Consider the following 25,645-nt stretch of genomic DNA (forward strand, 5'->3'; position numbering starts at 1 on the left):
ATTGATTCCTTGACATTTCAAACTTATTTTTGTACCATTTATTTAGTACAAGACTTCTTTCAAGACTTCTTCTAATTAATACAATTAAGACTTCTTTAAATTTTAATAGAAAGGGGTTATCGTATGTCCTGGAAATTTGATGAAAAATCACCTATTTATGTCCAAATTGCACAACATATTAAGATGCAAATCATCAGTCAAGAAATCAAAAGCGGTGATCAACTCCCAACCGTTCGCGAATTAGCTGAAGAAGCTGGTGTCAATCCCAACACAATGCAACGCGCTTTTTCAGAACTAGAACGCGAAGGCATGGTTTACTCTCAACGAACTTCTGGCCGCTTTGTTACAGATAACACTGACCTCATCATGCAAAAACGTTGCGAAGTTGCTGAGGCAGAGTTGCAATCATTTGTTAATAACATGCAAAAAATAGGATTTGAAATCGACGATATTGTGACTACACTAGAATCGTATATTAAGGAGAAAAAATAGGATGAGTCAATTACTCCAACTACATCACGTTACCAAAAAATACAAAAAACATGTAGCTGTTGACGATGTGACACTTAGTTTACCTGCTGGTAAGATTATTGGCTTACTTGGCCCAAATGGAAGCGGAAAAACAACGCTAATTAAACTAATCAATGGACTTCTTCACCCAACAACTGGAGAAATCGTCATCGATGGTTACCGTCCTTCAGTTGACACTAAAAAAATCATTTCATATCTTCCAGATACTTCTTACCTCAGAGAAGATATGAAAATCAAGGATGCCCTTGCTTTCTTCGAAGATTTTTATGAAGACTTCTCTCGTGAAAAAGCTGAACACCTTTTAGAAGATTTAGACCTTAATCCAAATGACATCCTCAAAAATCTATCAAAAGGGAATAAAGAAAAAGTACAGCTAATCTTGGTCATGAGCCGACAAGCAAAACTTTATATTCTTGATGAACCAATCGGGGGTGTCGATCCAGCCGCGCGTGACTACATTTTACGCACTATCATCAATAATTACTGTGAAGAGGCTTCTGTTATTATCTCAACGCACTTAATTTCAGAAATCGAACCAATCCTTGATGAAATCATTTTCCTTAAAGACGGAAAAATTATTTTGCAAGGCAATACGGATGATATTCGTGAAGAGCACGGTCAATCCATTGATTCACTCTTCCGTGAGACTTACAAAGCTTAGGGAGGAATTATGTTTTCAAAACTTTTAAAATACGAACTAAAATCTGTCGGTAAATGGTACTTCGCACTTAATGCGTCAATTATCGCTATTTCCATCTTCCTTGGCTTTAGCATCAAGACACTTACAGACTATGCTGAAAACTATACAACAAGTACTGCTAATCATTACACACAACTGATTCCAATCATCTTAGCAATCATGTTTGGTGTTGTGGTTGCCAGTGCTTGGATTGCTACACTAGCTATCATCGTGCGACGTTTTTATAAAAATATCTTTGGTCGCGAAGGTTACCTTACTTTAACCTTGCCAGTATCTACTCACCAAATCATTTTATCTAAACTGATTGCTTCACTGATTTGGACTGCCTTTAACACTATCGTTGTTACTATTGGTGTGACGTTGCTTATTATACCGATTTTTGGCCTAGGTCATTTTCTAGCTTTCCTACCACAATTAGCTAAAATGCTCACTCCTGCCGAATGGGGAATTGGGTTCCTTTGGTTAGCAATCTCTTCTATTTCAGGAATTCTGCTCATCTACTTAGCTATTACAATTGGTCAATTATTTGCTAATAGACGTGGTCTTATGGCATTCGTTGCCTACTTCGTCGTTTCATTCATCGTTTTATTAGTGTCTGAAATCCTCGGAAGCCACGAACTAAATAGTGACCTTACTATCCATTTCTTTATCTATTCTTGTATTGAGTGCTTTATCGAAGGTGCCATCTTCTACTTAGCAACACATTACTTGCTTAAAAACAAAATTAATATTCAATAAATATTATAGCCACCAAATTCTGGTGGCTATTTTTATATCTGGAATTATGTCTGGGTGAAAGCACAAAAAATCATTCTCGCAGTCTTCCTACTACTGATAGTAAAAAAACTTTTTTGGGTCTCTTTTTGGGTCTCTCCAAAAGGCAAAACTAGGCAAAATTAGGCAAAACGTAAAAATAAAAAACGTTGATATATCAACGTTTTGCGTAACTTTGCTAAACTATGAAAAGCTTTTATGGAGCCGGTGGGAGTCGAACCCACGTCCAAACACCTGCCAATACATTCGTCTACAACCATAGGTTATGTCTTTTATTTAACTTAAGCTCGATACATAACTCAAACCTAGATTAAGCGAGCCTATAAATCTCTTTTTGACTAGCTAGGCAATAATCAAACGTAGCTTGCTAATCAATGAAACCTCTAGCAAAACACAAGCAATCCTGTAGAGATCACGCGAGCTGGTTTTTAGGCAGCTACAGCGTAAGAATTTGTATTTTTTGCAGTTATATTTAACTGGCATTTTTACATCTGCCGATGAGTCGCAGAATGTACCTCATAATGCCTGTCGAATCCGTAACGACCCCAGATATTATAAAGTAGTCAAAAGCTACGTTTGTTATTATAGCAAATAATGTTTAAAATAGCAAAAAAGAAATTCTTATGATATGATAAGAATTATGAAAATGAAGATGTTCGACCACTATACCTTTTGGCAGCGACTGATCAAGTTTCTGGGAGTATTAGCCTTGCTGGGAACGTTTGTTTTAGTCATCTGGTTCTACCATTTAGGGATTCTAAACGATAGTAATGCACTCAAAGATTTTGTTAATCAGCACAGTGTCTGTGGGCCTTTAGTTTTTATCTTAGTGCAAATCTTTCAAGTCGTCTTCCCAGTGATTCCAGGTGGTGTCACAACAGTTGCTGGCTTTTTAATTTTTGATCCAATCCTTGCCTTCTTTTACAACTATGTTGGTATTGTGATTGGTAGTATCATACTATTTATTCTTGTTAGACTATATGGCCGCAAGTTTATTCTACTTTTTGTCGATGAGAAGACTTTTTACAAATACGAAGCAAAACTAAACACTCAAAATTATGAAAACTTCTTCATCATTTGCATGTTATCACCCATTTCACCAGCCGATATCGTGGTGATGATAACTGGATTATCTCGCATTTCATTAAAACGTTTCATCTTCATTATCCTACTAACCAAGCCATTTTCAATTATTTCTTATAGTTATATCTGGATTTTTGGAGGAAATATCCTAAAATTACTATTAGGTCACTAAAGCCTGAGCTTAGCCCGGCTTTTTCTTTTTTCATTACAACTGTAATTTTTCAAAAAAATTTCATGTAAACATTTTCACAGTATTGAAAAATTCTTACATAGTAGTAGACTTATAATGAAGGAGTTTACTAATGAAGTTATACGTTCAATTTATGATAATTCTCATCTTTTCATTTATTGGGGAGGCGATTTCTAATTTACTCAATTTACCTGTTCCTGGTAGCATTATTGGGTTAGTGCTACTTTTTCTTGCCCTGGAATTCAAGGTAATTCGTTTGAGACACATAGATGTTGTGGGAAATTTCTTGCTCAATAATATGACCATTCTGTTCTTACCTGCAGCTGTCGGAATCATGGATCGATTCAATGACATCAAGGATTATTTGCTCCCTATCACCATTATCATTCTTGTAGCTATCTTTTTGAATGTTGCTACTATTGGTTTTGTTGTTCAATTCATCAAAACACGCTTTGAAGGAGACTATGTTGATAAAGGAGGTCATCATGACTGATATTCTTACAAACCCAATCTTTGGTATCATGCTATCAATCCTAGCATACCTTATGGGCATGCTTATTTTTAGGCGTTTTCCACACCCAATTACTACCCCTTTACTATTGGCAACCTTTTTTATTATTGCCTTTTTAAAGATTACTAAGATTTCCTACCATGATTATTACATCGGCGGAAGTTATCTTAACACATTGATTGTTCCATCAACAGTAGCACTTGGTATTCCACTCTACCGCTCATTCCACTTGATGAAGCATCATATCAGAAGTATCCTAACTGGTATTCTTGCTGCTTGTATCGTCAACACGACTTTTACCGCTCTTGTTGCGAAAACATTTGGTATTAAATATTTGCTAGCTATTTCATTATTCCCTAAATCAGTAACAACTGCAATGGCTGTTGGAATCACTGAAAAAATGGGAGGAATTACAACTGTAACACTTGTTGTCGTTGTTATTACTGGAATTTTGACAAGTGTTCTTGGACCCGTTTTTTTAAAACTCTTACGAATCGAAGACCCTGTTGCTATCGGGCTTAGTCTTGGAGGAACAGGGCACGCAATCGGTACTGGAACAGCTCTAAAATACGGTCTCGTTGAAGGTGCGATGGGCGGACTTGCTATCGGAGTTACCGGAATCGTTTATGTTATTATCAGTCCAATCGTAGCTCAAATTATTTTAAAATAAGCTTTTTTATAAGTGCCTGTGGTGAAAATCACAGGCTTTTTATTTGCCCTTAAATTGCTCGTAATGCCATCCAATATTAACTTGCGACAACTTTCCTTAAATTCTTCTACAAGCTTCACAACACGGCTTTTATGGGCATATATAAAAAGAAAAAGCCAGTTATTGACTTTTTCTAATTGGTATAATACTCCACTCTAAGGGAATCGAACCCCTATTTCAAGAACCGGAATCTTGCGTGATATCCATTACACTAAGAGTGGCAACTACTATATTATACCACATCGAAGTAAAAAGAAAAGACTTACAAAGTAAGTCTTTTTCTCATTTATAATTACAATTCAATATCGCCAAACAAGTCAGCCATTGAGAATCCAGTTTGAGTTTCTGGAAGTTCGTAATCACGTTTAGCTTCACGTTTTGGACGACGTGGACGTGATTGACGTTTTTCTTCGTTTTCAGCTTGTGCTGGACGTTCTTCAAGAGCTTTGATTGAAAGTGATACACGTTCTGCAGCAGCGTTAACATCAAGAACTTTAACGTTAACTTCTTGACCTACTGAAAGAACATCTTTTGGATTTTCAACACGTTTGTGTGAGATTTGTGAGATGTGAACAAGTCCATCGATACCAGGCAATACTTCAACGAAAGCACCGAAGTCAGTCAAACGTTTAACTTTACCTTCAACAACATCGCCAGCAGCAAGTTTTTGTTCTACGCCATCCCATGGTCCAGGTGTTGTAGCTTTAAGAGAAAGTGATACACGACCTGCTTCTTCATCGATTGAAAGAACTTTAACTTCAACTTCTTCACCAACAGAAACAACTGATTTAGGTGAAACGTTGCGTTCGTGTGACAATTCAGTTACGTGAACAAGTCCGTCAACACCACCAAGATCGATGAAAGCACCAAAGCTTGTCAAGCGAGCAACTTTACCTTTAACGATTGCGCCTTCTTCAAGTTTAGAGAAGACTTCTTTACGAGCTGCAGCAGCTTTTTCTTCAACAACTTCACGACGTGAAAGGATGAAGCGGTTTTCAGCTGGAACAACTTCTTTGATTTTAGCTTCAAATTCTTGACCAACGAATTTTTCAGTGTTACGTACGAAACGTGTATCGATCATTGAAGCAGGGATGAATCCGCGAAGTCCTTCAAATTCAACTGAAAGACCACCTTTAACAGCGCGTGTACCTTTAACAGTAACAACTTCGCCTTCGCGACCAACAAGTTTATCCCAAGCTTTGCGAGCTTCCAAGCGTTTTTTAGAGACAAGGAAAGTAACTGTATCAGTATCTTTACCTACTACTTGACGAAGAACAAGTACTTCAACTGTGTCGCCAGTTTTAACGAAATCGTTAATATCAGCATCGCGATCGTTAGTCAATTCACGAAGTGTAAGAACACCTTCAACACCTGTTCCTTCGATAACAACGTTTGCTTGATCATTATCAACAGTTAAAACTTCCGCAGTGACAACATCACCAGGGTTTACTTCGCTAACACTGTTTAGCAAATCTTCAAATTCATTCATTCTAAAAAATCCTCCAACAAAAGCTAGCTTAAGCTAGCTTTTGACAACAATAATATTTCTCAAGGTAACCCGCAACGACAACAACTTTTATCTTTGACGGTGTCAAGCCGAAACTCGATACCTTTGACTGGGGTAGCTGGATTCGAACCAACGCATGAGGGAGTCAAAGTCCCTTGCCTTACCGCTTGGCTATACCCCAAAAACAAGGTTCAATTAATTCTAAGATAAAATCTTAGAAATGGAAGGGGAGGGATTCGAACCCCCGAACCCGAAGGAGCGGATTTACAGTCCGCCGCGTTTAGCCTCTTCGCTACCCTTCCGTTACGACAAAAACTATTCTAGCATAGTTTTTGTTCTCTGACAAGTACTTTTCGCTATTTTTTAGCGATTTAAGTTGTAATTTTCAATAATACTTTCAATTGCTTGCTCTAAAGTTTTGAAAAGTGCTTCCACTTCTCCGTTTTTGACAACAGCAAATTTGTTATCTAGTTCAGCAATTTCACCGATAACTTTTTTTCCAGCAGTCAAATTATAACCATCGACATTGGCATTATTGATAGCAACTTTGGCGTCAGCAAGTTGAATTTCGATTTTTTTATCTTTTTTGCTCATTTTTCCACCTCACGCTATTCATTTTACCGAAAAACAAAAAAGCTTGCAAGAGCAAGCTTTAATTTATTAGTCAACTTTGTAAATCCAGCCTTCTGGAGCTTCAATGTCACCGAATTGGATACCGACTAGTTCGTCGTACAATTTACGAGTAACAGGTCCTACTTCTGTTTCACTGTAGAAGACATGGAAGTCATCACCGTGTTGAACACCACCAATTGGGGAAATGACGGCTGCTGTACCACAGGCACCTGCTTCAACAAATTTATCCAATTCATCAAGTTTAACATCTCCTTGGATAGCTTTCATGCCAAAACGGTGTTCTGCCAAATAAAGGAGTGAATATTTTGTAATAGATGGCAAGATAGATGGACTAAGTGGTGTGATAAATTCGTTATCCGCTGTAATACCAAAGAAGTTTGCAGAACCAACTTCTTCAATCTTAGTATGTGTCGCTGGATCTAGGTAAATAACATCAGAGAATTTGCGATCATGAGCCATTTTACCTGGAAGAAGACTTGAAGCATAGTTACCACCAACTTTAGCAGCCCCTGTACCATGTGGAGCAGCGCGGTCATATTCGTCTTGAATTAAGAAATTAGTTGGTACCAAGCCACCCTTGAAGTAGTTACCAACAGGCATTGCGAAAATAGTGAAAATGTATTCATCTGCAGGGTGAACACCAATAATGTCACCGACACCAATTAAAAGAGGACGTAGATAAAGTGTTGCACCAGTGCCGTATGGTGGTACAAATTCTTCGTTAGCACGAACGACTTGTTTTGCAGCATCAATAAATTTTTCTGTAGGCACTTGTGGCATAAGAAGACGATCTGCAGTGCGTTGCAAACGTTCAGCGTTCATATTTGGGCGGAACAATTGTACTGAACCATCTTTTGTACGATAGGCTTTCAATCCTTCAAAGGCTTGTTGGCCATAGTGCAAAGCTGGTGATGCTTCAGAAATGTGAAGCATTGAATCTTCTGTTAATTTTCCTTCATCCCATTTACCATCTTTGTAGTAAGAGATGTAACGAAATGGTAATTTACGATAGGCAAAGCCTAGATTTTCCCAGTCTAAATCTACTGTCATAACTATTCCTCTTTCTTTGTTTTTATCCTATTGTACGCTTTTTAAATCTTTTTTCAAGTACTTTTTCATAAAATTCTGAAAATTTGTTCAAAAAATAAATCGGAGAAAATCTCCGACTTATTATCGCTATTTAATTCTTGCGCTAAAGACACCTTCATCTGAAATTTTATCTGAGATAAAGGAACCATTACTTGTGCGCTCTGACAAGGTCAAATCTTCAAGAATGGCTTGATAATGATTGCCTTTATTTGAATAAACTTCTAAGGTTTCGATCTTATCTGAGTCTAATGGCTCAATAGTGAATAAATCAATATTTTGCACATCATTTGAGGCATGGACTGATCCTGCCATAAAGATGCGATGTGGTTTTGATTTGAGTTCACGAAGGACTTGCAAGCCTCGATTAGCACGACTTGTTGCTGGAATTAGCTCAGTCGCCATACGTTTAAGGCTACCACGTTGCGTTAAGATAAAGAAGCTTTCTGTATTGGCGATAAAGGCTGACACAACAAAATCATCATCCTTAAGGTTAATTGATTTAACCCCAGCCGCTTTGGCACCGACTACTGGTACTTCGTCAATATTGAAATGCAAAGCATAGCCATTATGCGTAATGACCATGACATCATCAAGTGCAATTGGCGCAATAGTCACAACAGTATCATCGGCTTTTTTCAACTTAGCGTACTTAACAGCTTTTGATTTGTAAGTGCGCCATGGCGTGAATTCTTTGCGTTCAAAGCGTTTGATTTGACCATATTTTGTGGCTGCAAAATAAGTTTGCGAACCAAATTCATCGACAATTTCAGCATACAAGACATACTCGTCTGTCGCAAAATTAGTGATGGTTTGTGATAAATGTTCCCCAATGTCTTTCCAGCGAATATCTGTTAATTCATGGACTGGACGATAGATTACATTACCAAGATTTGTGAAAATCAACAAATGTTGAGTTGTCTTAGCTTGTGAGACGAAGACTAGTTCATCATCATCACGTTTACCAATTTCTTCAACCGTAGAGGCGTTGTAAGAGCGAGGACTTGTACGTTTGATGTAACCACCTTTTGTCACGCTAACATAAGTATCTTCTTCGACAATCAAGCTTGCCACATCGATTTCAATCGTTTGTGCTTCGGCTTGCAATTCTGTCAAACGTGGGTTAGCAAATTTTTTCTTAACTTCACGTAGTTCACGTTTCATGACATTGTACATGGTACGTTCGTCACCGATAATTGCTTTAAGCATAGTGATGCGTTCACGAAGCTCTGCTTCTTCATTTTCAAGCGTCACAATATCAGTATTTGTCAAACGGTACAATTGCAAAGTCACAATGGCTTCGGCTTGTTCTTCCGAAAATTCATAGCTGACTTTTAAGTTTTCTTTGGCATCAGCTTTATTTTCAGAGGCGCGGATAAGGGCAATAACATCATCAAGAATTGAAATGACACGAATCAAACCTTCTACGATGTGAAGACGTTTTTCAGCTTTTTCTTTATCAAATTTTGAACGGGCAACAATAATTTCTTTACGGTGTGCAATGTAACTTGTCAACATTGGAATAATACCAACTTGACGTGGTGTGTAGTTATCAATGGCAACCATATTGAAGTTATAGTTGACTTGCAAATCTGTGTATTTCAAAAGATAGTTGAGAATGGTTTGTTCATCAGCATCTTTTTTAAGTTCGATAGCAATACGAAGTCCATCACGGTCTGACTCATCACGAACTTCTGCAATGCCCGGGACTTTATTGTTGACACGAACATCGTCGATTTTCTTAACAAGTACGGCTTTATTGACTTCATAAGGAATTTCAGTGACGACGATTTGTTTTTTACCGCCACGAAGGTTCTCAATGTCAGTGCGTGAGCGAACCACAACACGACCTTTACCAGTCTCATAAGCCTTACGAATACCATCTTTACCTTGGATGATTGCTCCTGTTGGGAAATCAGGCCCAGGCAAGAATTCCATTAATTTGTCTAATTTAGCATTTGGATGATCAATAAGGTAAACCACCGCATCAATCACTTCTGCCAAGTTATGTGGTGGAATATCTGTTGCATAACCTGCTGAAATACCTGTCGCACCATTCACTAAAAGGTTAGGAAAAGCAGCTGGTAAAACAGTTGGTTCTTTTTCGGTATCATCAAAGTTCCAAGCAAATGGAACAGTATCTTTATCAATATCACGAAGCAAATAGCCTGCAATTTCTGACAAGCGCGCTTCGGTATAACGCATGGCAGCCGGTGGATCACCATCCATAGAACCATTGTTACCATGCATTTCAATCAAGGTTTCACGGTTTTTCCAGTCCTGACTCATGCGCACCATGGCGTCATAAATAGACGAGTCACCGTGTGGGTGAAAATTACCCATGACGTTACCGACTGATTTAGCCGATTTACGGAAACCTTTATCAAAAGTATTGCCGTCCTTATTCATTGAATAAAGGATACGACGTTGAACAGGCTTCAAACCATCACGAATATCTGGCAAAGCCCGCTCTTGAATAATATATTTGGAGTATCGCCCAAAACGATCCCCCATAATGTCTTCAAGAGACATATTTTGTACATTTGACATAATTATTATCCTTTACTTTTCACGTCAAAAAATTAACTTTTTCTATACTAACTAACAAAGTTTTTTACAACATTAAAAACTTTTTCTGACCAGGCAGAAAGACCATCACCATCGTACTTCAAATAAAATACTTTAGGGACTAAACAACTTGGAACCAAAGGCTCAATAACCTCTCGTTTATCCTCAGGAATAATGCAAAGATAAAACTTGTTCAAAGAAATTTCATCTTTAACCTTCGCAGCGTGATAGCCATCAAATACATAACCATCACTTTCAATAATATCATCATATTTGAAATGGAAACTTACCCCCGGAACAAAAAGCGGACCTAATTCATCTTTTGTAGGTTCTCGTTCCAAAAGCCTTTCCATAGCAAGACGATAACCAGACGTTGTATTTGACCAGCCAAGCATCACATATTGAAAATAGTCAGCTGGATCTCCCGCAGCATTACGAGAACTCTGAACTAATTTCTCAGGTGACAATCTAAATGCCTTAACCGCTGATAGAATCTTGTTTTCTCTAAATATTTCTTTCGCTACTTGAACGGTACAGGTATGGCTTAAAAAATCTGAATATACATATTTACCTTTTTCGTCATAAGTTGAAGCAACTATTTTAGAACTTGGAGTATATGGAAATTCCTTACACGGCCTTCTCTCAATATCTTTTATCTTGTCACGAAGTACTTTATTCTCGCAGATAATTTGGGTAGTTCGAGCATTTAATTTCTCGTATGCTATAAAAGCAGAAATTTTTTCCAATTCCCAATCTTTTATCAAAGGATATTCTGATAAAACCAAATGATAAACTCCAGCCCATTGAATACTATATTTTTCAGTCCAGATATCTAAAAGCATTAGCTTGTCCTCTAAAGATATTAATTGACTATAATATCACTCATTAAAAATCAACTTTGTAAATAGCGATTAAAACACTGTATTTTCTTCCAAGGTGAATTTAACGTTGTCTTCAATCCATTTGCGGCGTGGTTCAACTTTGTCACCCATAAGGACACTGACACGGCGTTCGGCACGCGCCAAATCATCAATAGTCACACGAATAAGGGTACGTGTTTCAGGGTTCATGGTTGTTTCCCACAATTGGTCAGCATTCATTTCACCAAGACCTTTGTAACGTTGGAGTTGAGCTCCTTTACCAAATTTTTGACGCAGTTCTTCTAACTCACCATCAGTCCAAGCATACTCAACTTGCTCTTTCTTGCCTTTACCTTTAGACATTTTATACAAAGGTGGTAAAGCGATGTAGACATGCCCTGTTTCAACAAGCGGACGCATGTAACGATAAAAGAAAGTTAGTAACAATGTCTGAATGTGAGCACCGTCGGTATCGGCATCGGTCATGATAATGATTTTATCGTAGTTTGAATTTTCAACGTTAAATTCAGCACCGACACCCGCACCAATGGTGTAAATCATGGTATTGATTTCTTCATTTTTCACGATGTCAGACATTTTTGCTTTTGCCGTGTTCAAGACTTTACCACGAAGTGGCAAAATAGCTTGGAACTTGCGGTCACGCCCTTGCTTAGCTGAACCGCCGGCAGAATCCCCTTCGACTAGATATAATTCATTTTTCTTAGGATTCTTAGACTGTGCTGGTGTCAATTTACCAGAAAGCAGTCCTTTGTCTTTCTTGTTCTTCTTACCATTACGAGATTCATCACGCGCCTTACGAGCTGCTTCTCTGGCATCACGCGCTTTAATCGCCTTACGAACAAGGTTAGACGCCACTTCACCATTTTCCAAAAGGAAGAAGGTGAGTTTTTCAGAGACAATACTGTCTACAATCGGACGCGCTAGAGGACTACCAAGTTTGTCTTTGGTTTGCCCTTCAAATTGCAAATGTTCTTCTGGAACCAAGATTGAAAGCACTGCAGATAGCCCTTCACGGTAATCTGACCCTTCAAGGTTCTTATCTTTTTCTTTCAAAAGACCTGACTTGCGAGCATAGTCATTCATCGCCTTGGTAATAGCAGATTTCAATCCTGTCTCGTGTGTTCCACCATCTTTAGTACGAACATTGTTAACAAACGAAAGGATGTTATCTGAGAATCCGTCATTGTATTGAAGTGCAACTTCAACTTGGAAACCTTGGTCTTCACCAGTTACCCAAATGACAGGTGTTAATGTTTCTTTGTCTTCGTTAAGGTATTCAACAAAGTCTTGCACCCCATTTTCATAATGGAATTCTAGATGTTCTGCTTCTTCTGGACGATTATCCGTCAATGTCAATGTAACATTCTTAAGCAAAAAGGCAGATTCTTTTAAGCGCTCAGCAATGGTGTTAAATTTAAAGTCTGTCGTTGAGAAAATCGTGTCATCAGGCATAAAAGTAACCATAGTACCTGACTTAGATTTTGGTGCTGTTCCAATCTTTTTAAGGGTTGTCACAGGTTTACCACCATTTTCAAAACGTTGTTTGTAAACCGCACCATCACGAGTAATTTCGACTTCAAGCCATCTTGAGAGGGCATTAACAACTGAAGACCCCACACCGTGAAGCCCACCAGATGTTTTATAACCGCCTTGACCGAATTTACCACCTGCGTGAAGCACAGTGAAGATAACTTCTACAGTTGGAATCCCCATAGCGTGCTTACCAGTTGGCATCCCACGTCCTTGGTCTTTTACTGTCACACTACCATCTTGATTAAGAATAACATCAATCTGAGTACCAAAGCCAGAAAGAGCTTCATCGACGGCATTGTCAACAATCTCCCAAACTAAATGATGTAGTCCTGTCGCATCTGTTGAACCGATGTACATTCCGGGGCGTTTACGTACGGCATCTAGCCCCTCTAACACTTGAATGGCATCGTCATTATAATTATTTACATTAATTTCTTTTTTAGCCAAAAGCGACCTCCAAATAATTCATCTTTTTTATCTTACAAGTTTTTTCAGATTTTTGCAAAAAAAAATCAAATCGAATAAGGATTTTACAAGGAAAATCACTAATTTTTTCATGAAATAGTATAACAAATTTAAAGCGTTATCACAAATTTGACTTGATTCTTCAAGTTATTTATTTTTCAAATTTTACCTTTTCATAAGAACTGATTATGTTATAATGAAAACATGAAAATTTTAGTTATGATTGTGATTGCATACTTGTTGGGGTCAATCCCAACTGGTCTATGGATTGGAAAATTCTTCTATCATGTCAACCTCAGAGAACATGGTAGCGGTAATACTGGGACAACCAATACTTTTCGAGTTTTAGGTGTCAAAGCAGGAATTGTCACATTTGTGATTGACATGCTAAAAGGAACTCTGGCAGCACTCCTTCCACTTATCTTTGGTGTTAGTGGTGTGTCACCTGTTCTTATCGGCTTGTTTGCCATTATTGGTCATACCTTCCCACTATTTGCACAGTTTAAAGGTGGAAAGGCAGTTGCGACGAGTGCTGGTGTTCTTCTTGGATATGCACCGCTATTTCTTCTCTTTCTTGCCGTTATCTTTGTCATCACCCTTTACCTTTATAGCATGATTTCATTGTCCAGTGTTGTTGCTGCAAGCGCAGCTGTGGTGAGCGTTCTTGTCTTTCCAGCATTTGGCTTCTTGCTTACTCACTATGATTTGCTCTTTACATTACTCATTATCATTATTGCAGGCATCATCATTGTACGACACAAAGATAATATCATTCGTATTAAAAATCACCAAGAAAACCTCGTTCCTTGGGGAATGAATTTAAGTCATCAAGACCAAAAAAGAAATTAGCAAAATGCTAATTTCTTTTTTATGCTTTATATACAATGTTACCATCGCAGATAGTGTATTTGACAACACCTTGAAGTTTTTCACCGATAAATGGTGAATTTGAGGCTTTAGAAGCAAAATGGTCAGATACAACACGTTCTTCTTTGTCAGCGAAAATCACGATGTCAGCTGGGCCGTTTTCAGCCAAATAACCTGCATCGAAATCATACATAGATGATGGATTAATGGTCATCTTAGCAAGCAATTCTGAAAGCGTCAAGTCGCCTGTCGCTACCAAGTTTGTCAAACCAAGTGATAACGACGTTTCAAGCCCTGTCATACCTGATGGGGCTTTTGTGATGTCTTCGACATTCTTTTCGTCAGCATGGTGTGGCGCGTGGTCAGTCGCAATCACTGAAATCACGCCAGATTTCAAACCTTCGATAACCGCCAAGCGGTCCTTTTCTGTACGAAGTGGTGGATTCATCTTAGCTGCAGAGCCTTTGATCAAAAGCAAATCCTCTGTTTTTGAGAAATGTTGCGGTGCTGCTTCTGCAGTGACGTTTGCTCCCAATTGTTGAGCAAATTCAACCACTTTCACTGATTCAGCTTTTGACAAGTGTTGGATATGCAAATGAGCTCCGCGGTCATAGGCAATCATAACATCACGCGCAATCATGCTGTATTCTGCCACACCTGTTGCTCCGCAGAAATGGAATTTATCACGTGCGATACCTTCGTTAAATCCAAGGATGCCGTTTAATTCTGGGTCTTCTTCGTGCACAGCCACAAATGTGTTGTTTGCTTTAGCCAAATCCAAGGCTTCTTTTAACACTTTTGTGCTTTGAAGCGGAATACCATCGTCAGAAAAGCTAAGAGCACCATTTTCAAGCAATGCCTTAAAATCAGTCAAAGTCTTGCCGTCAAAGTTTTTCGTTACGGTTGCATTAGTGTAAACGTGAACGTTCTCCTTAGCTGCACTTGCTAAAACTTCTTTCAAAGTCTCAACGTCAGAAATGGTAGGGTTGGTATTTGCCATCATCACAACTGATGTGAAGCCACCAGCTGCCGCTGCTAATGCACCTGTGTGAATGTCTTCTTTATGCGTTTGACCTGGTTCACGGAAGTGTACGTGGATATCCACCAAACCTGGTGCCACAACAAGACCAGTAGCGTCAATCACTTCAGCGCCAGCTTCTTCAATTGCATCCGCAATCTTAACAACTTTTTTACCATCAACAAGTACATCCGCTACCTGATCAAAACCAGATTTCGGATCAACAACACGACCATTTTTAATAAGTAACATGTTAAACTCCTATTATTTCAACCAATCAATTGGTTCGAGGCCATCCTCTGTCAAATAAGCGTTAGCTTTTGAGAAAGGGTGGCTGCCAAAAAATCCTCGATAAGCTGAGAGTGGACTTGGATGCGCACTTTCAATGACATGATGGATAGGATTGGTAATGAGAGCTTTTTTCTTACGTGCAAAGCCGCCCCACAAGATGAAGACAACAGGTGTTTCTTTTTGGTTAACCACCTTGATAATCGCATCTGTGAAAGGTTCCCAGATTTGACCAGCATGACCATTTGCACGACCAGCTGGAACCGTCAGACAGGCATTTAAAAGAAGCACTCCCTGTTGTGCCCACGGTGTTAAATCGTGGTGATCACGTTGCCCCAAATCATCTGCCAATTCTTTCAAAATATTTTGCAAAGATGGCGGAGCTGGAATGTCTTCTGGCACTGAAAATGACAAGCCCTGTGCTTGATTCGGACCATGATAAGGATCCTGACCAATGATGACAACTTTTACATTTTCTAGTGCTGTTGTCTGAATCGCGTTAAAGACTTTTTCACGTGGTGGGTAAACCAATTCTTGTTGATAGACGAAGTCCATAAACTGATTGATTTGCCCAAAATAATGCTCTGGTAATTCCTTTTTAATTAATTCATGCCAAGTTGAATGTTGCATGTTCACTCCTCGTTAGTTTTAGTATTTCCCTACTAAATCTAGCTCCTCTTTTGCCAAGACATGTCCTTCTATCGCATGTCGCAAATCATTCATGTAAAAACCATTTTCAAGTGGCAATTCACATTCCAAAGCATAGACCGTAAGGGTATAAACATGGTCTTTATCCGGTGGATATGGTCCCATATAACCATCATAAATATCTGAGTTATCCTCATTTAAAAACTTGCTAACCAAGCTATTTTTACCATGAGTGTGCTTAGCATCTAGACGAGAAAAATCCTCTGAGATAGTTGTCATATCACTAGGAACATTAGCCACTACCCAGTGAATGTAAGCAAAGCCACAAACTGGAATAGAATCATAGTCGACAAAGGTCCAAGCAAATGTCTTTGTTCCTTTAGGAGCATCCTCAATCGTAAAAGGAAAAGAAATCACAGCGTTTCCTCTCACTTGAACACTAGCCCCTTTAGCATAGGTATCTGGTAAAACATTATCTTTAAATGGTGATGATAGTTTCATTATAACCCCTTTCCATGTTTAAACCAAGAAGGCCACCAAAGTTTTTTCACCTTAGTAGCCAAATACTAACTCAATTAGTCACGCCAAGTTTCTTGATTTTCTTTGAACTTACGTAACAATGTCAAATCATCAGCAGTGATGTAACCTTGCACTTTAGCCACTTTGATAAGCTCTGTGTAGTTAGAAAGTGTTACAAGTTTTACACCTGCTTTTTCAAAGTTTTCAGTTGCTTTTGGCAATTCATAAGTGAAGATGGCTACCACACCGATAACATCAGCACCTTCACGTTCTGCAGCTGCAACAGCTTCAAGGACTGAACCGCCAGTAGAGATAAGGTCTTCAACGACAACCATTTTTTGACCTTTTCTTACACGACCTTCGATTTGATTTCCAGCACCGTGATCTTTTGGTTTGCTACGAATGTAAGCAAATGGAAGATTCATCTTATCAGCGATAATAGCACCGTGTGGGATACCAGCTGTTGCAGTTCCGGCAATCACTTCAACTTCTGGAAATTCTTCTTTGATTTTGTCAACAAAACCATTTTCAATCAAAGTACGTGTTTCTGGGTAAGACAAAGTTACACGGTTATCTGTGTAGATTGGTGATTTAATCCCAGATGCCCATGTAAATGGATCATTTGGTTTCAAGTAAACTGCTTGAATATCAAGCAAATCTGATGCAATTTGTGATGCTAAAGTCATTTTATTCCTCTTTTCTAAACTCAAAAAATCAATTATCACTTTAGTATTAAAATACTAAGCATTCCACTCGTCGTAAATCGCTTTGTAAGCTGCCACTGGATCTTCAGCTTTAGTAATTGGTCGTCCAACAACGATATAACTTGATCCGATAGCTGATGCTTGACTTGGCGTCATGACGCGTTTTTGGTCACCAACCGAAGCTCCTGCTGGGCGAATACCTGGTGTCAAACAAACAAAATCATCTGACGTTGCCTCTTTGATAACGGCAACCTCGCAAGCCGAGCAGACAACACCATCAAGACCAGCTTCTTCAGCTTTTTTCGCATAATGAAGCACAGAATCAACCAAACTTGTCTGAATGTTTTGGTCTGCTTTCATTTGTTCATCTGATGTTGAGGTTAATTGAGTTACTGCAATCAGTTTTGGACCTTGTCCAAGCCCTTCGCGCGACGCTTTCATCATCTCAACACCACCAGCTGCGTGAACATTGGTCATGTCCACACCTAGATTTGAAAGCACACGCATTGCAGATTTAACCGTATTCGGAATGTCATGTAATTTCAAATCTAGGAAAACTGAGTGTCCAAGAGATTTCACATAACGAACAATCTCTGGCCCTTCAGCATAATAAAGTTCCATACCAATCTTGACATAGAGCTTCTCATCTGCAGGGAACAAAGCAAGAAATGATTTCACATCATCAAATGATGGAAAATCAAGAGCAATAATCGGACGACTTTCGTGCATTTTTTCTCCTTTTTCTATAAAGAAAACCCCGCCCGAGGGCGAGGTTACACGAAAAGCAGGGTAGCAAACACCCCATTATCAAAGATTATATCTTCTTTTTTTCACGAACCTTTCTCGCCTCTCTGGACTCAATTAAAGGTTATTCAGTTGTTAATATTATATCTTTTTTTACAATCAAAGTCAAAAATTTACTGACTTTTTAATCAAATAGCAGAGCTTATTTGCCGCGTAATTCTTGACGAACTTCGCGACGTAAAGTCTCGAGATCTGTGATGCCATACTGATCCATGACATCTGGTAAACGATCGATGATATTTGGACAAGCATAAGGATCTGCAAAGTTTGCTGTTCCAACACCGATAGCTGACGCACCAGCAATCATCATCTCAATAGCCGCTTCTGCCGAATCAACACCACCCATACCAATAATTGGCAAATCAGAACTTTGCGCTACTTGACGAATAAGCTTAAGAGCTACTGGAAAGACCGCTGGACCGCTCATTCCTCCAGTACCGTTGGCAATGATTGGTTTACGTGTTTTCAAATCAAATCGCATACCAACCAAAGTATTAATCATGGTAAATCCTGTCGCACCGGCTTCTTCAACAGCCTTAGCAACTGTCGTAATGTCAGCAACGCTTGGTGTTAACTTGACATAGACTGGCACATCTGAGTTCTCTACACTGGCTTTAACAGCAGCATAAGCCAATTCTGGTACCTGACCAATCAAAAGACCATGATTACCGTGGTCAACATTCGGACATGAGATGTTAAGCTCAATTGCTTTGACGTTTGGAGCTTTTGAAATCTTTTCTGACACATAAGCGTATTCGTCATTTGAGAATCCTGCAACATTAGCAATGATTGGCAATTCTGGGAAATGCTCAGCTAACCAAGGAAGTTTTTCTGACAAGACCACGTCAACACCAGGGTTTTGCAGCCCAATAGCATTTAGCATGCCTGACGGTGTTTCTGCCACACGAGGTGTCGGATTTCCAAAACGCGCATCCTTGGTCGTTGCCTTAATCATGATTGAGCCAAGTTTATCCAAATCATAGTATTTGGCATATTCTTGTCCGAAACCAAAACATCCTGATGCTGGGATAATCGGATTTTTCAAATCAAGCCCTGGAAGTTTGACCGCTAAACGATTTTCTGACATGATTTTGCCTCCTTACAAAATGATTTGACCAGTTTCAAAGACTGGACCATCTTCACACACGCGCTTGTTGGCTGCTTCTTTGGCATTTCGCAAATGTACTACGCAAGCGTAGCAAGCTCCCATGCCACAAGCCATACGTGATTCCATTGACAAATAAGCATGTGGGTGATTTTCAAATTTCTTGTCCACATATTTCAGCATACCAGGCGCACCACATGAATAAATGGCATCAAATGATTGCTTTTCAACCAAATCATCGACAACCGTTGACACATAACCCTTAATACCATATGAGCCATCATCTGTTGTCACATAAACCTTACCATAAGCTGACAATTCCTCTTCTAGAATTACAGCATCTTTAGTCGCAAAGCCAAGCACAGAAACAACTTCAACACCCTTAGCAGCAAGCTGCTTAGCTGTTTCAACCAAAGGCGGAACACCAATACCCCCACCGATGAGAAGAGCCGTTTGACCAGCTGAGACGACTGACAGATCAAAGCCATTTCCCTGAGGTCCCATGGTATCAACGCAATCACCAGCTTTTAGCTGAGATAAAATAGCCGTCCCAGCACGTTCTACTCGGTAAACAATCGTTGCCACTTTATTGACCTTATCAATCTGACAAATCGAAATCGGACGTCGTAAAAGTTTGCTAGGGTCCGGCACACGCAAGTGCAAAAATTGACCAGGTGCCATGTCCAAGACCATCTCACCAGAAAGCTTCATCTCAAAAATGCGTGGGGCAATCTCACGTTGACTAACAATCAGTAAATCTTCTTTTAACACAGAAGTTTTGTCTTTACAACTTGAATTCATAGTGTTCCTTTCACACAAAAAACCTCGCCAGAAGGCAAGGTTACAGCAAAATAAGCAGAGCATACCAAAACACACTCATACCCTTTATCAGAGATAACACTCTTTTTTACAGTAACCTTGAAAGTCTCTCTGGACTTAATTAAAGGTTTTCAAATTTTCACTATTATAACGCGTTTTCATTTGCTTGTCAATTATTTTTGTAAGTTTCTGATGGACTTAACTCGCTTTCTTATTTTCAGGCTCGTGAAAAAACTGTCCACTGGACTTGACTCGCTTTCTTATTTCTAGGCTCGTGAAAAAACTGTCCACTGGACTTGACTCGCTTTCTTATTTCTAGGCTCGTAAAAAAACAGTCCACTGGACTGTTTTTTTAATCTAGATATGCTGCATAAGAATAGATGTGTAAATCAGAGCGTCCGGTAAATGGGGCAATTTCTGACATCAAGGTTTCAAAGCGGCTATCTTCTAATAAGATATTTTGACCATAAATCAATAGATTGATTGGTTCAGTCGGTTCGCTAATCAAGTTTCCTTCTGCATCAAAGACTTCTTTTTTACGGCGACGTAATTCATCTAAAATATTTTCAAGGATAACCAAGCAATCTGAGATATTATCTACTGCGCCATAAAAACGATCAAACGCATTATAGAACTTAATCTCGCGCTTCAAATCATCTCCAGCATCCAAGACACACACCAAACCTTTATGGTCGAAAAGGAAGTGACGGAACTGCTTAATAGCCTCATCACGACTGATTACTGGAAATTCAGACTCTTTGACTTCTTCTTTCTCAGATTCTTCGTCAAGAAGTACTTCATCACCAACTTGTTTTCCATCGCTTGTGGCAACTTCGTCAGCTGGTTCTTCCAACTCAACTGTTTCAGGCTCTTCTACCTCGACAAGGTCGTCTTCAACTTCTAGTTCTGCAGTTTCTTCAATTTCTTCATTTTCATCAGAAGTTTCTTCAATCTCAGCTTCTTCTGAGACTTCTTGTTCAGTATCTTCTTCAGGAGATTGAGTCACTTCTTCTTGAACTTGCTCTTCATTCTCCTCATCAAAATTTTCCACTTCTACCTCAGTAGCTGGTTCTTCGTCAACTGATTCACTTACTTCTTCTGGGATTACTTCAGTTTGAGGAGCATCTTCTTCAACAGGTTCTACTTCGTCAGTAACGACAGGTTCAAGAACTTCCTCATCGTCTTCTTGACTGTCAGTTACTTCGTCATTTCCTTTAACAACTTCTTTTAATTCACCTGGTCCAAGAACTTTTTCGGACTTAGCTGCTTTTTCTTTAGCTAATTCTTTTTCTACTAATTCTGGAATAGACTCAACTTTTTCGTCTTCACTGTCATCATAAACTTCTTCAGATTTTCTCGGTGTCAAAGCATCAATCTTAGCCATTAGCTCTGCTTTTTTGACTTCTCTTTTCTTGTATTCCACAACTTGTAGCGGATCAACCAAAAGAGGGTATTCAGATTCTTCTTTGATTGATAAATTTGTCACACGAAGAGAGGTAAAGACATCAATCAAAACACCAAAAACACGTTGGCGATTATCACCCAAAATCGCATGGAAAACAGACTTAGACTCACAAATTTCCAAGACGTTATCAATCCCACGAACCCAAGTACCAACAATATCCAAAGAGTGATTCATCAATCTGAATGACGCTTCATCATACCAGAAAGTTGACTTAATCAACTTTTCTTGCTTAGAAAGCGCATCCACTGCTGCCAAAATTTCACCTAACTCTGATTGCACAACATTTGGCGAAAAAGAAGCCCCCAATAATGATGGGGTCTTCTCAACCAAAACAATCTCATCTCTGAAAAGTGTTAGGTAATGAATGCTGACAAGTAATTTTTGAATTAATAAACGATGTCCATTTGAGTTCATATCTTTCTTCACTACCATCACACTCACCTTACAATTTATATTACATTTTTATTACAATCTTTTACTATTAATATATCATATAATAAGCAAAAGGACAACGAAAAAAAGATAAGAAGCCTGAAAATAAAAAGAAAAACCGAACGATATATTTAAACCAAAAAAGAAACCGAGTCATAACTCAGTTTCTTCTATTTATCAAGATTATTTTTTAACGTCTTGTTTGTAAAATTCTTGCAAAGCTTCTTGCCATGTTGGGATTACAAAGCCTGTAGCTTTTGCTTTTTTAAGACTCATTGTTGAGTTAAGTGGACGTTTTGCTTTTGCTGGGAATTGGCTTGAATCAACTGGTTTAACGACAACATCAGTATCTTTCAAGATTTCAACCGCGAAGTCATACCAAGTTGTATCTTCATCAGCATCATTTGACAAGTGGTAGTAACCAAATTCTTTTTGGTTTTCTGTCAAGTAAGTCATGAATTCTGCCAACGTACGAGTCCAAGTTGGACGACCGTGTTGGTCATTAACAACTGTCAATGTGTCATGAGTTTTGGCAAGGTTTTGCATTGTGAAGACAAAGTTTTTACCGTAGTTACCAAATACCCAAGCAGTACGGATGATGTAGAAGTTTTTAGCGTATTTTTCAACTGCTTCTTCACCCAAACGTTTTGTGCGACCATATTCAGTTTGAGGATCTGGAGTATCATCAACTTCCCATTCTTGACCAACTGGTTTTTTACCATCAAAAACATAGTCAGTTGAAATGTAAACAAGAGTTGCACCATATTTTGCTGCAGCTTTAGCTACGATTTCAGTACCTGTCACATTGATTGCATAATCAAGTTCTTTACCTTCATCTTCAGCCGCATCAACCGCAGTGTATGCCGCACAGTGGTAAACAAGTGTTGGTTTTACTTGTGCAAATACTTCATCAACTTTTTCAGCATTAGTGATGTCCATTTCTGCAACGTCAACCGCTACATACTCCTCACCACGTTCATCCAAAAGATAACGTAATTCTGTTCCTAATTGCCCATTGGCACCTGTAACTAAAATCATTTTAGCACTCCTCGTTTTTTTAATATCTAAAGGCCTGTAAACCTTTTAAATCATTCCCTACTATTTTACACTATTTTTACAGAAAAAGCAGTAAAGAGCGGTATTTATTAGAAATAATTCTAAAATTTTAACAAAGCTCCTTGCCACTTCTACACTTCACTATAAAAAAGCTCTATGATTTCTGTAGTGGGTAAATCCCCACTAAGAAGCTATGGAGCTTTTTGAGTATACAAAAAGTCCCATATGACTTAAAATTTAAAGCGACCAAACAATAAATAGAAAGAATCATATGAGACAACTCTATAATACTACAGAATTAATCGGAATTAAAGATAAAATATCACTTTAACTAAAGTTTTTCAATGTGAAACTCATATTGAAATAGCTGCTACGCTTGATTATACACCACTTAAGTGTTGCCATTGCCAAGGGAAACAAATCAAATACGACTTTCAAAAGCCTTCTAAAATTCCTTTTATTGAGATTGGCGGACTTCCCAGTCTTATTCGTTTGAAAAAGAGAAGATTTCAATGCAAAGACTGTCGTAAAGTGACTGTTTCTGAAACATCTCTTGTTCAGAAGAACTGTCAGATCTCTGAATTAGTGAGACAGAAAACAGCTCAACTCTTACTTAATCGAGAAGCTTTGACACACATCGCTGAAAGGCTTGCCATCTCGACCTCAACTGTATATCGTAAGCTTAAACAATTTCAATTCAAGGACAACTATTCAACCTTACCTGAAGTACTGTCTTGGGATGAATTCTCTTATCAAAAAGAAAAACTAGCTTTTATTGCTCAAGACTATAACACGAAGAAAATCATCACTATCCTTGATAACAGACGATAAACAACCATTCGCAATTACTTTTTCAAATACTCAAAAGAAGCTTGGGAAAAGGTAAAAATCATTACTATGGATATGTCTGGTAATTACATCCCTTTAATCATGTTGCTTCGCTCTCCAGTTTCTAGGCTCAGGCTGAAACAGTCTATTCCTAGACTGTTTCACTCCCAAATGCTAAAATTGTTCTTGACCGTTTTCATATTGTCCAACATATGAGCAGAGCGCTAAAACAGATACGTATTCAAATTTTGAGAAGAAATCTCTTGAATACCGTGGCCTAAAATATTATTGGGAACTCATTCAAAAGGATAGTCGAAAACTATCACCTAACGACTTGTATTCGAGGACTTTCAGGGAAACAATAACACCTAAAGAGTGTTTAGACAAGATTTTTAAATACGTTCCCCAACTTGAAAAATACTACACCCTTTATCAATTACTTCTTTTTCACTTACAAGAACAGCATACCGAACAATTTTTGGGATTAATTCAGGAAGCTTTACCTCAACTCAATCACTCACTTAAAACAGCACTAACAACTTTTATTCGGTATAAGAAATACATTACCAATGCCATTGAACTTCCCTATTCTAACGCTAAAACTTGAAGCGACCAATAAACTTATCAAAGATATTAAACGTAATGCTTTTGGTTATAGGAACTTTGACAACTTTAAAAAACGCATTTTCCTCGCTTTGAATATCAAAAAAGCGAGAACAACAATTGTTCTCGCTAGAGCTTAACTTTGTCTCCCACTACAGTTGACAAAGAGCCAGTTAAACTAATCGATAGTAGTATATCTAACTATACTGTTGTTATTGAATGCTTACTAATATCTTTTCCATTGTAGTAAATCAAATATAATAATAAAGGAACGTAATAATTATTGAAATATCCTCTAATCAAAAAACCTTGTATAAATAATATAACTAACAAGATAAAAAATAAAAGAATTTCCTTATTCCAAAATTTTTTAAACCTTATATAATGTCCAAATAAATATGTATGAAAACCATAGTACAATATAATACCTAAGATACCTAAATCAGCAAGAATATCAAGATAATCATTATCAACAATTGGAGCGCTTTGGCCATGAATAAAACGACAAACAAATTCGATTGCACCAATTCCCAAACCTAAAATTCTATTTTGTTCAAACAATCCCATTGAGATATCAAACTGATTCATCCTCCCAACATAACTTGAATCTGAAGCATCTCCTTCAAAAGATAGAATTAACTCTTTCATTGAATTTCCGAATATACCACTTTTGAATGAGTAGTAAATAATAATTAAAATTGCAATTGAAATAATTACTCTAGCTAAAGTCTTTAAGACATTTTTTGAGCTAAGAATTAAGTATAAAATAATAACTATCCCTATGTAAATCAATGACTTTCTTGATTGAGAGATTATTATAAGCAGTAAATCAAGAAGATACAAAACACTATAAAAAGCTGATTTTCGAACTGTCGATTGATATATCAGGATAAATAGGAACGAATAAGCTGCATATAAACCAATATTATTATAATTCTGATTAATCGCACTATCCCTTAAATTAAAAATATTTGGTACATCAGAAAAAATCAAACAATAAACATAATAAATCAGTGGTAAAAATATAATCATCTTATAGACGAAGATTAAATCACTTTGCTTTTTAGCTAAGAAAGTCGGGAATGAAAGGGAGCAAATCGTTGTATAAACAACCGTTAATGCAGCCTGCATTGCAAAGTCATTATACTCTGCCCATGTAACTGATAGTAGCACAAAAATCGTATACATAACTAACCAGATTGAATATAAATTAAAAAAACTCTTATAATTTAGAAAAAGATTTATAGCAACTAAAATTGCAAAAAATATTTTACCAACCGTTGAAAAAACAGTACCATTATCTAATATTAAAAAACAT

23 protein-coding genes, 3 tRNA genes, 1 other RNA gene and 1 pseudogene are annotated in these 25,645 nt (G+C 38.0%); 8 read left to right on the forward strand and 20 right to left on the reverse strand.

Translation table 11 applies throughout. From position 1 onward, the window contains the following. Window positions 1–123 precede the first annotated feature (123 nt). The 3 genes from E0E02_RS02330 to E0E02_RS02340 are packed head-to-tail and all read left to right on the forward strand — an operon-like array spanning window position 124 to window position 1,969. Window positions 124–492, forward strand: a complete 369-nt coding sequence (locus E0E02_RS02330; RefSeq protein ID WP_133017749.1) for a GntR family transcriptional regulator — start codon at window positions 124–126, stop codon at window positions 490–492. A gap of 1 nt (window position 493) precedes the next feature. Then, a complete protein-coding gene (locus tag E0E02_RS02335) occupies window positions 494–1,192 on the forward strand; it encodes an ABC transporter ATP-binding protein (RefSeq protein ID WP_039696991.1) in 699 nt (232 codons plus the stop codon). Between the two features lie 9 nt (window positions 1,193–1,201). After that, window positions 1,202–1,969 carry an ABC transporter permease gene (locus tag E0E02_RS02340; protein ID WP_133017750.1) on the forward strand — a complete coding sequence of 256 codons (768 nt, stop codon included), beginning with the start codon at window positions 1,202–1,204 and terminating at the stop codon, window positions 1,967–1,969. A 232-nt stretch (window positions 1,970–2,201) separates the two neighbouring features. Here the strand turns inward: E0E02_RS02340 and ssrA are convergent. Beyond that, window positions 2,202–2,552, reverse strand: a transfer-messenger RNA (tmRNA) gene (gene ssrA / locus E0E02_RS02345). A gap of 93 nt (window positions 2,553–2,645) precedes the next feature. On the opposite strand from ssrA, the gene E0E02_RS02350 reads away from it, so the two are divergent. The 3 genes from E0E02_RS02350 (at window position 2,646) to E0E02_RS02360 (ending at window position 4,459) form a co-directional block, all read left to right on the forward strand. Further along, window positions 2,646–3,260, forward strand: coding sequence for a TVP38/TMEM64 family protein (locus E0E02_RS02350; protein WP_133017751.1), 615 nt, complete (start codon window positions 2,646–2,648; stop codon window positions 3,258–3,260). A 130-nt stretch (window positions 3,261–3,390) separates the two neighbouring features. Further along, the gene (locus E0E02_RS02355) at window positions 3,391–3,771 is read left to right on the forward strand and encodes a CidA/LrgA family protein (RefSeq protein ID WP_039697045.1); all 381 of its coding nucleotides are present in this window, start codon (window positions 3,391–3,393) and stop codon (window positions 3,769–3,771) included. Then, window positions 3,764–4,459, forward strand: coding sequence for an LrgB family protein (locus E0E02_RS02360; protein ID WP_039697046.1), 696 nt, complete (start codon window positions 3,764–3,766; stop codon window positions 4,457–4,459). Before E0E02_RS02355 ends, E0E02_RS02360 begins: the two co-directional genes overlap by 8 nt. 188 nt (window positions 4,460–4,647) lie before the next feature. Here the strand turns inward: E0E02_RS02360 and E0E02_RS02365 are convergent. The 9 genes from E0E02_RS02365 to parE form a co-directional block, all read right to left on the reverse strand. Continuing rightward, window positions 4,648–4,719 (reverse strand) — tRNA-Arg (locus E0E02_RS02365). A gap of 71 nt (window positions 4,720–4,790) precedes the next feature. Continuing rightward, window positions 4,791–5,987 (reverse strand): 30S ribosomal protein S1, encoded by a 1,197-nt coding sequence (gene rpsA, locus E0E02_RS02370; protein ID WP_009854084.1) that lies wholly within the window; start codon window positions 5,985–5,987, stop codon window positions 4,791–4,793. Window positions 5,988–6,114: 127 nt separating this feature from the next. Then, window positions 6,115–6,186 (reverse strand) — tRNA-Gln (locus E0E02_RS02375). Window positions 6,187–6,226: 40 nt separating this feature from the next. Beyond that, window positions 6,227–6,307 (reverse strand) — tRNA-Tyr (locus tag E0E02_RS02380). 61 nt (window positions 6,308–6,368) lie between these two features. Beyond that, entirely contained in the window at window positions 6,369–6,599 is a 231-nt protein-coding gene (locus E0E02_RS02385; RefSeq protein WP_039697048.1) for a DUF2969 domain-containing protein, read from the reverse strand. Between the two features lie 66 nt (window positions 6,600–6,665). Continuing rightward, window positions 6,666–7,688, reverse strand: coding sequence for a branched-chain amino acid aminotransferase (locus tag E0E02_RS02390; RefSeq protein WP_039697049.1), 1,023 nt, complete (start codon window positions 7,686–7,688; stop codon window positions 6,666–6,668). A gap of 126 nt (window positions 7,689–7,814) precedes the next feature. Further along, the gene (gene parC, locus E0E02_RS02395) at window positions 7,815–10,274 is read right to left on the reverse strand and encodes a DNA topoisomerase IV subunit A (RefSeq protein WP_133017752.1); all 2,460 of its coding nucleotides are present in this window, start codon (window positions 10,272–10,274) and stop codon (window positions 7,815–7,817) included. 47 nt (window positions 10,275–10,321) lie between these two features. Beyond that, on the reverse strand, window positions 10,322–11,134 hold the full coding sequence (locus E0E02_RS02400; RefSeq protein ID WP_133017753.1) for a phosphate ABC transporter ATPase: 813 nt from the start codon (window positions 11,132–11,134) through the stop codon (window positions 10,322–10,324). 69 nt (window positions 11,135–11,203) lie between these two features. Continuing rightward, the gene (gene parE / locus E0E02_RS02405; protein WP_074559867.1) at window positions 11,204–13,153 is read right to left on the reverse strand and encodes a DNA topoisomerase IV subunit B; all 1,950 of its coding nucleotides are present in this window, start codon (window positions 13,151–13,153) and stop codon (window positions 11,204–11,206) included. A 222-nt stretch (window positions 13,154–13,375) separates the two neighbouring features. Between parE and plsY the strand changes: the two genes are divergently transcribed. After that, window positions 13,376–14,020, forward strand: coding sequence for a glycerol-3-phosphate 1-O-acyltransferase PlsY (gene plsY / locus E0E02_RS02410; protein ID WP_133017754.1), 645 nt, complete (start codon window positions 13,376–13,378; stop codon window positions 14,018–14,020). A 19-nt stretch (window positions 14,021–14,039) separates the two neighbouring features. Here the strand turns inward: plsY and E0E02_RS02415 are convergent, their stop codons facing one another. The 9 genes from E0E02_RS02415 to rfbD form a co-directional block, all read right to left on the reverse strand. Beyond that, complete coding sequence (locus tag E0E02_RS02415) at window positions 14,040–15,308, reverse strand: dihydroorotase (RefSeq protein ID WP_074603239.1); 1,269 nt, start codon at window positions 15,306–15,308, stop codon at window positions 14,040–14,042. 12 nt (window positions 15,309–15,320) lie between these two features. After that, window positions 15,321–15,974 (reverse strand): uracil-DNA glycosylase, encoded by a 654-nt coding sequence (locus E0E02_RS02420; protein WP_074559862.1) that lies wholly within the window; start codon window positions 15,972–15,974, stop codon window positions 15,321–15,323. A gap of 18 nt (window positions 15,975–15,992) precedes the next feature. Next, window positions 15,993–16,493 (reverse strand): YbhB/YbcL family Raf kinase inhibitor-like protein, encoded by a 501-nt coding sequence (locus E0E02_RS02425; protein ID WP_133017755.1) that lies wholly within the window; start codon window positions 16,491–16,493, stop codon window positions 15,993–15,995. A gap of 74 nt (window positions 16,494–16,567) precedes the next feature. Continuing rightward, a complete protein-coding gene (gene pyrE, locus E0E02_RS02430; RefSeq protein WP_006532509.1) occupies window positions 16,568–17,197 on the reverse strand; it encodes an orotate phosphoribosyltransferase in 630 nt (209 codons plus the stop codon). A 54-nt stretch (window positions 17,198–17,251) separates the two neighbouring features. Further along, window positions 17,252–17,944, reverse strand: a complete 693-nt coding sequence (pyrF, locus tag E0E02_RS02435) for an orotidine-5'-phosphate decarboxylase (protein ID WP_133017756.1) — start codon at window positions 17,942–17,944, stop codon at window positions 17,252–17,254. 217 nt (window positions 17,945–18,161) lie between these two features. Continuing rightward, window positions 18,162–19,106 (reverse strand): dihydroorotate dehydrogenase, encoded by a 945-nt coding sequence (locus E0E02_RS02440; protein WP_074563505.1) that lies wholly within the window; start codon window positions 19,104–19,106, stop codon window positions 18,162–18,164. Window positions 19,107–19,118: 12 nt separating this feature from the next. Beyond that, a complete protein-coding gene (locus tag E0E02_RS02445; RefSeq protein WP_133017757.1) occupies window positions 19,119–19,925 on the reverse strand; it encodes a dihydroorotate dehydrogenase electron transfer subunit in 807 nt (268 codons plus the stop codon). A 370-nt stretch (window positions 19,926–20,295) separates the two neighbouring features. Beyond that, window positions 20,296–21,840: a hypothetical protein gene (locus tag E0E02_RS02450; RefSeq protein ID WP_133017758.1), complete on the reverse strand. Its 1,545-nt coding sequence runs from the start codon at window positions 21,838–21,840 to the stop codon at window positions 20,296–20,298. 183 nt (window positions 21,841–22,023) lie between these two features. Further along, window positions 22,024–22,878, reverse strand: coding sequence for a dTDP-4-dehydrorhamnose reductase (gene rfbD / locus E0E02_RS02455; RefSeq protein WP_024344189.1), 855 nt, complete (start codon window positions 22,876–22,878; stop codon window positions 22,024–22,026). A gap of 289 nt (window positions 22,879–23,167) precedes the next feature. On the opposite strand from rfbD, the pseudogene E0E02_RS02460 reads away from it, so the two are divergent. Further along, window positions 23,168–24,467: pseudogene (locus tag E0E02_RS02460) on the forward strand (transposase). A gap of 61 nt (window positions 24,468–24,528) precedes the next feature. Here the strand turns inward: E0E02_RS02460 and E0E02_RS02465 are convergent. After that, window positions 24,529–25,645 (reverse strand): O-antigen ligase family protein (locus E0E02_RS02465; protein WP_133017759.1); only part of this gene is annotated, 1,117 nt, incomplete at its 5' end.

It is taken from the genome of Streptococcus sp. KCJ4932 (genome assembly GCF_004352745.1).
Classification (GTDB): Bacteria; Bacillota; Bacilli; order Lactobacillales; family Streptococcaceae; genus Streptococcus; species Streptococcus ruminicola.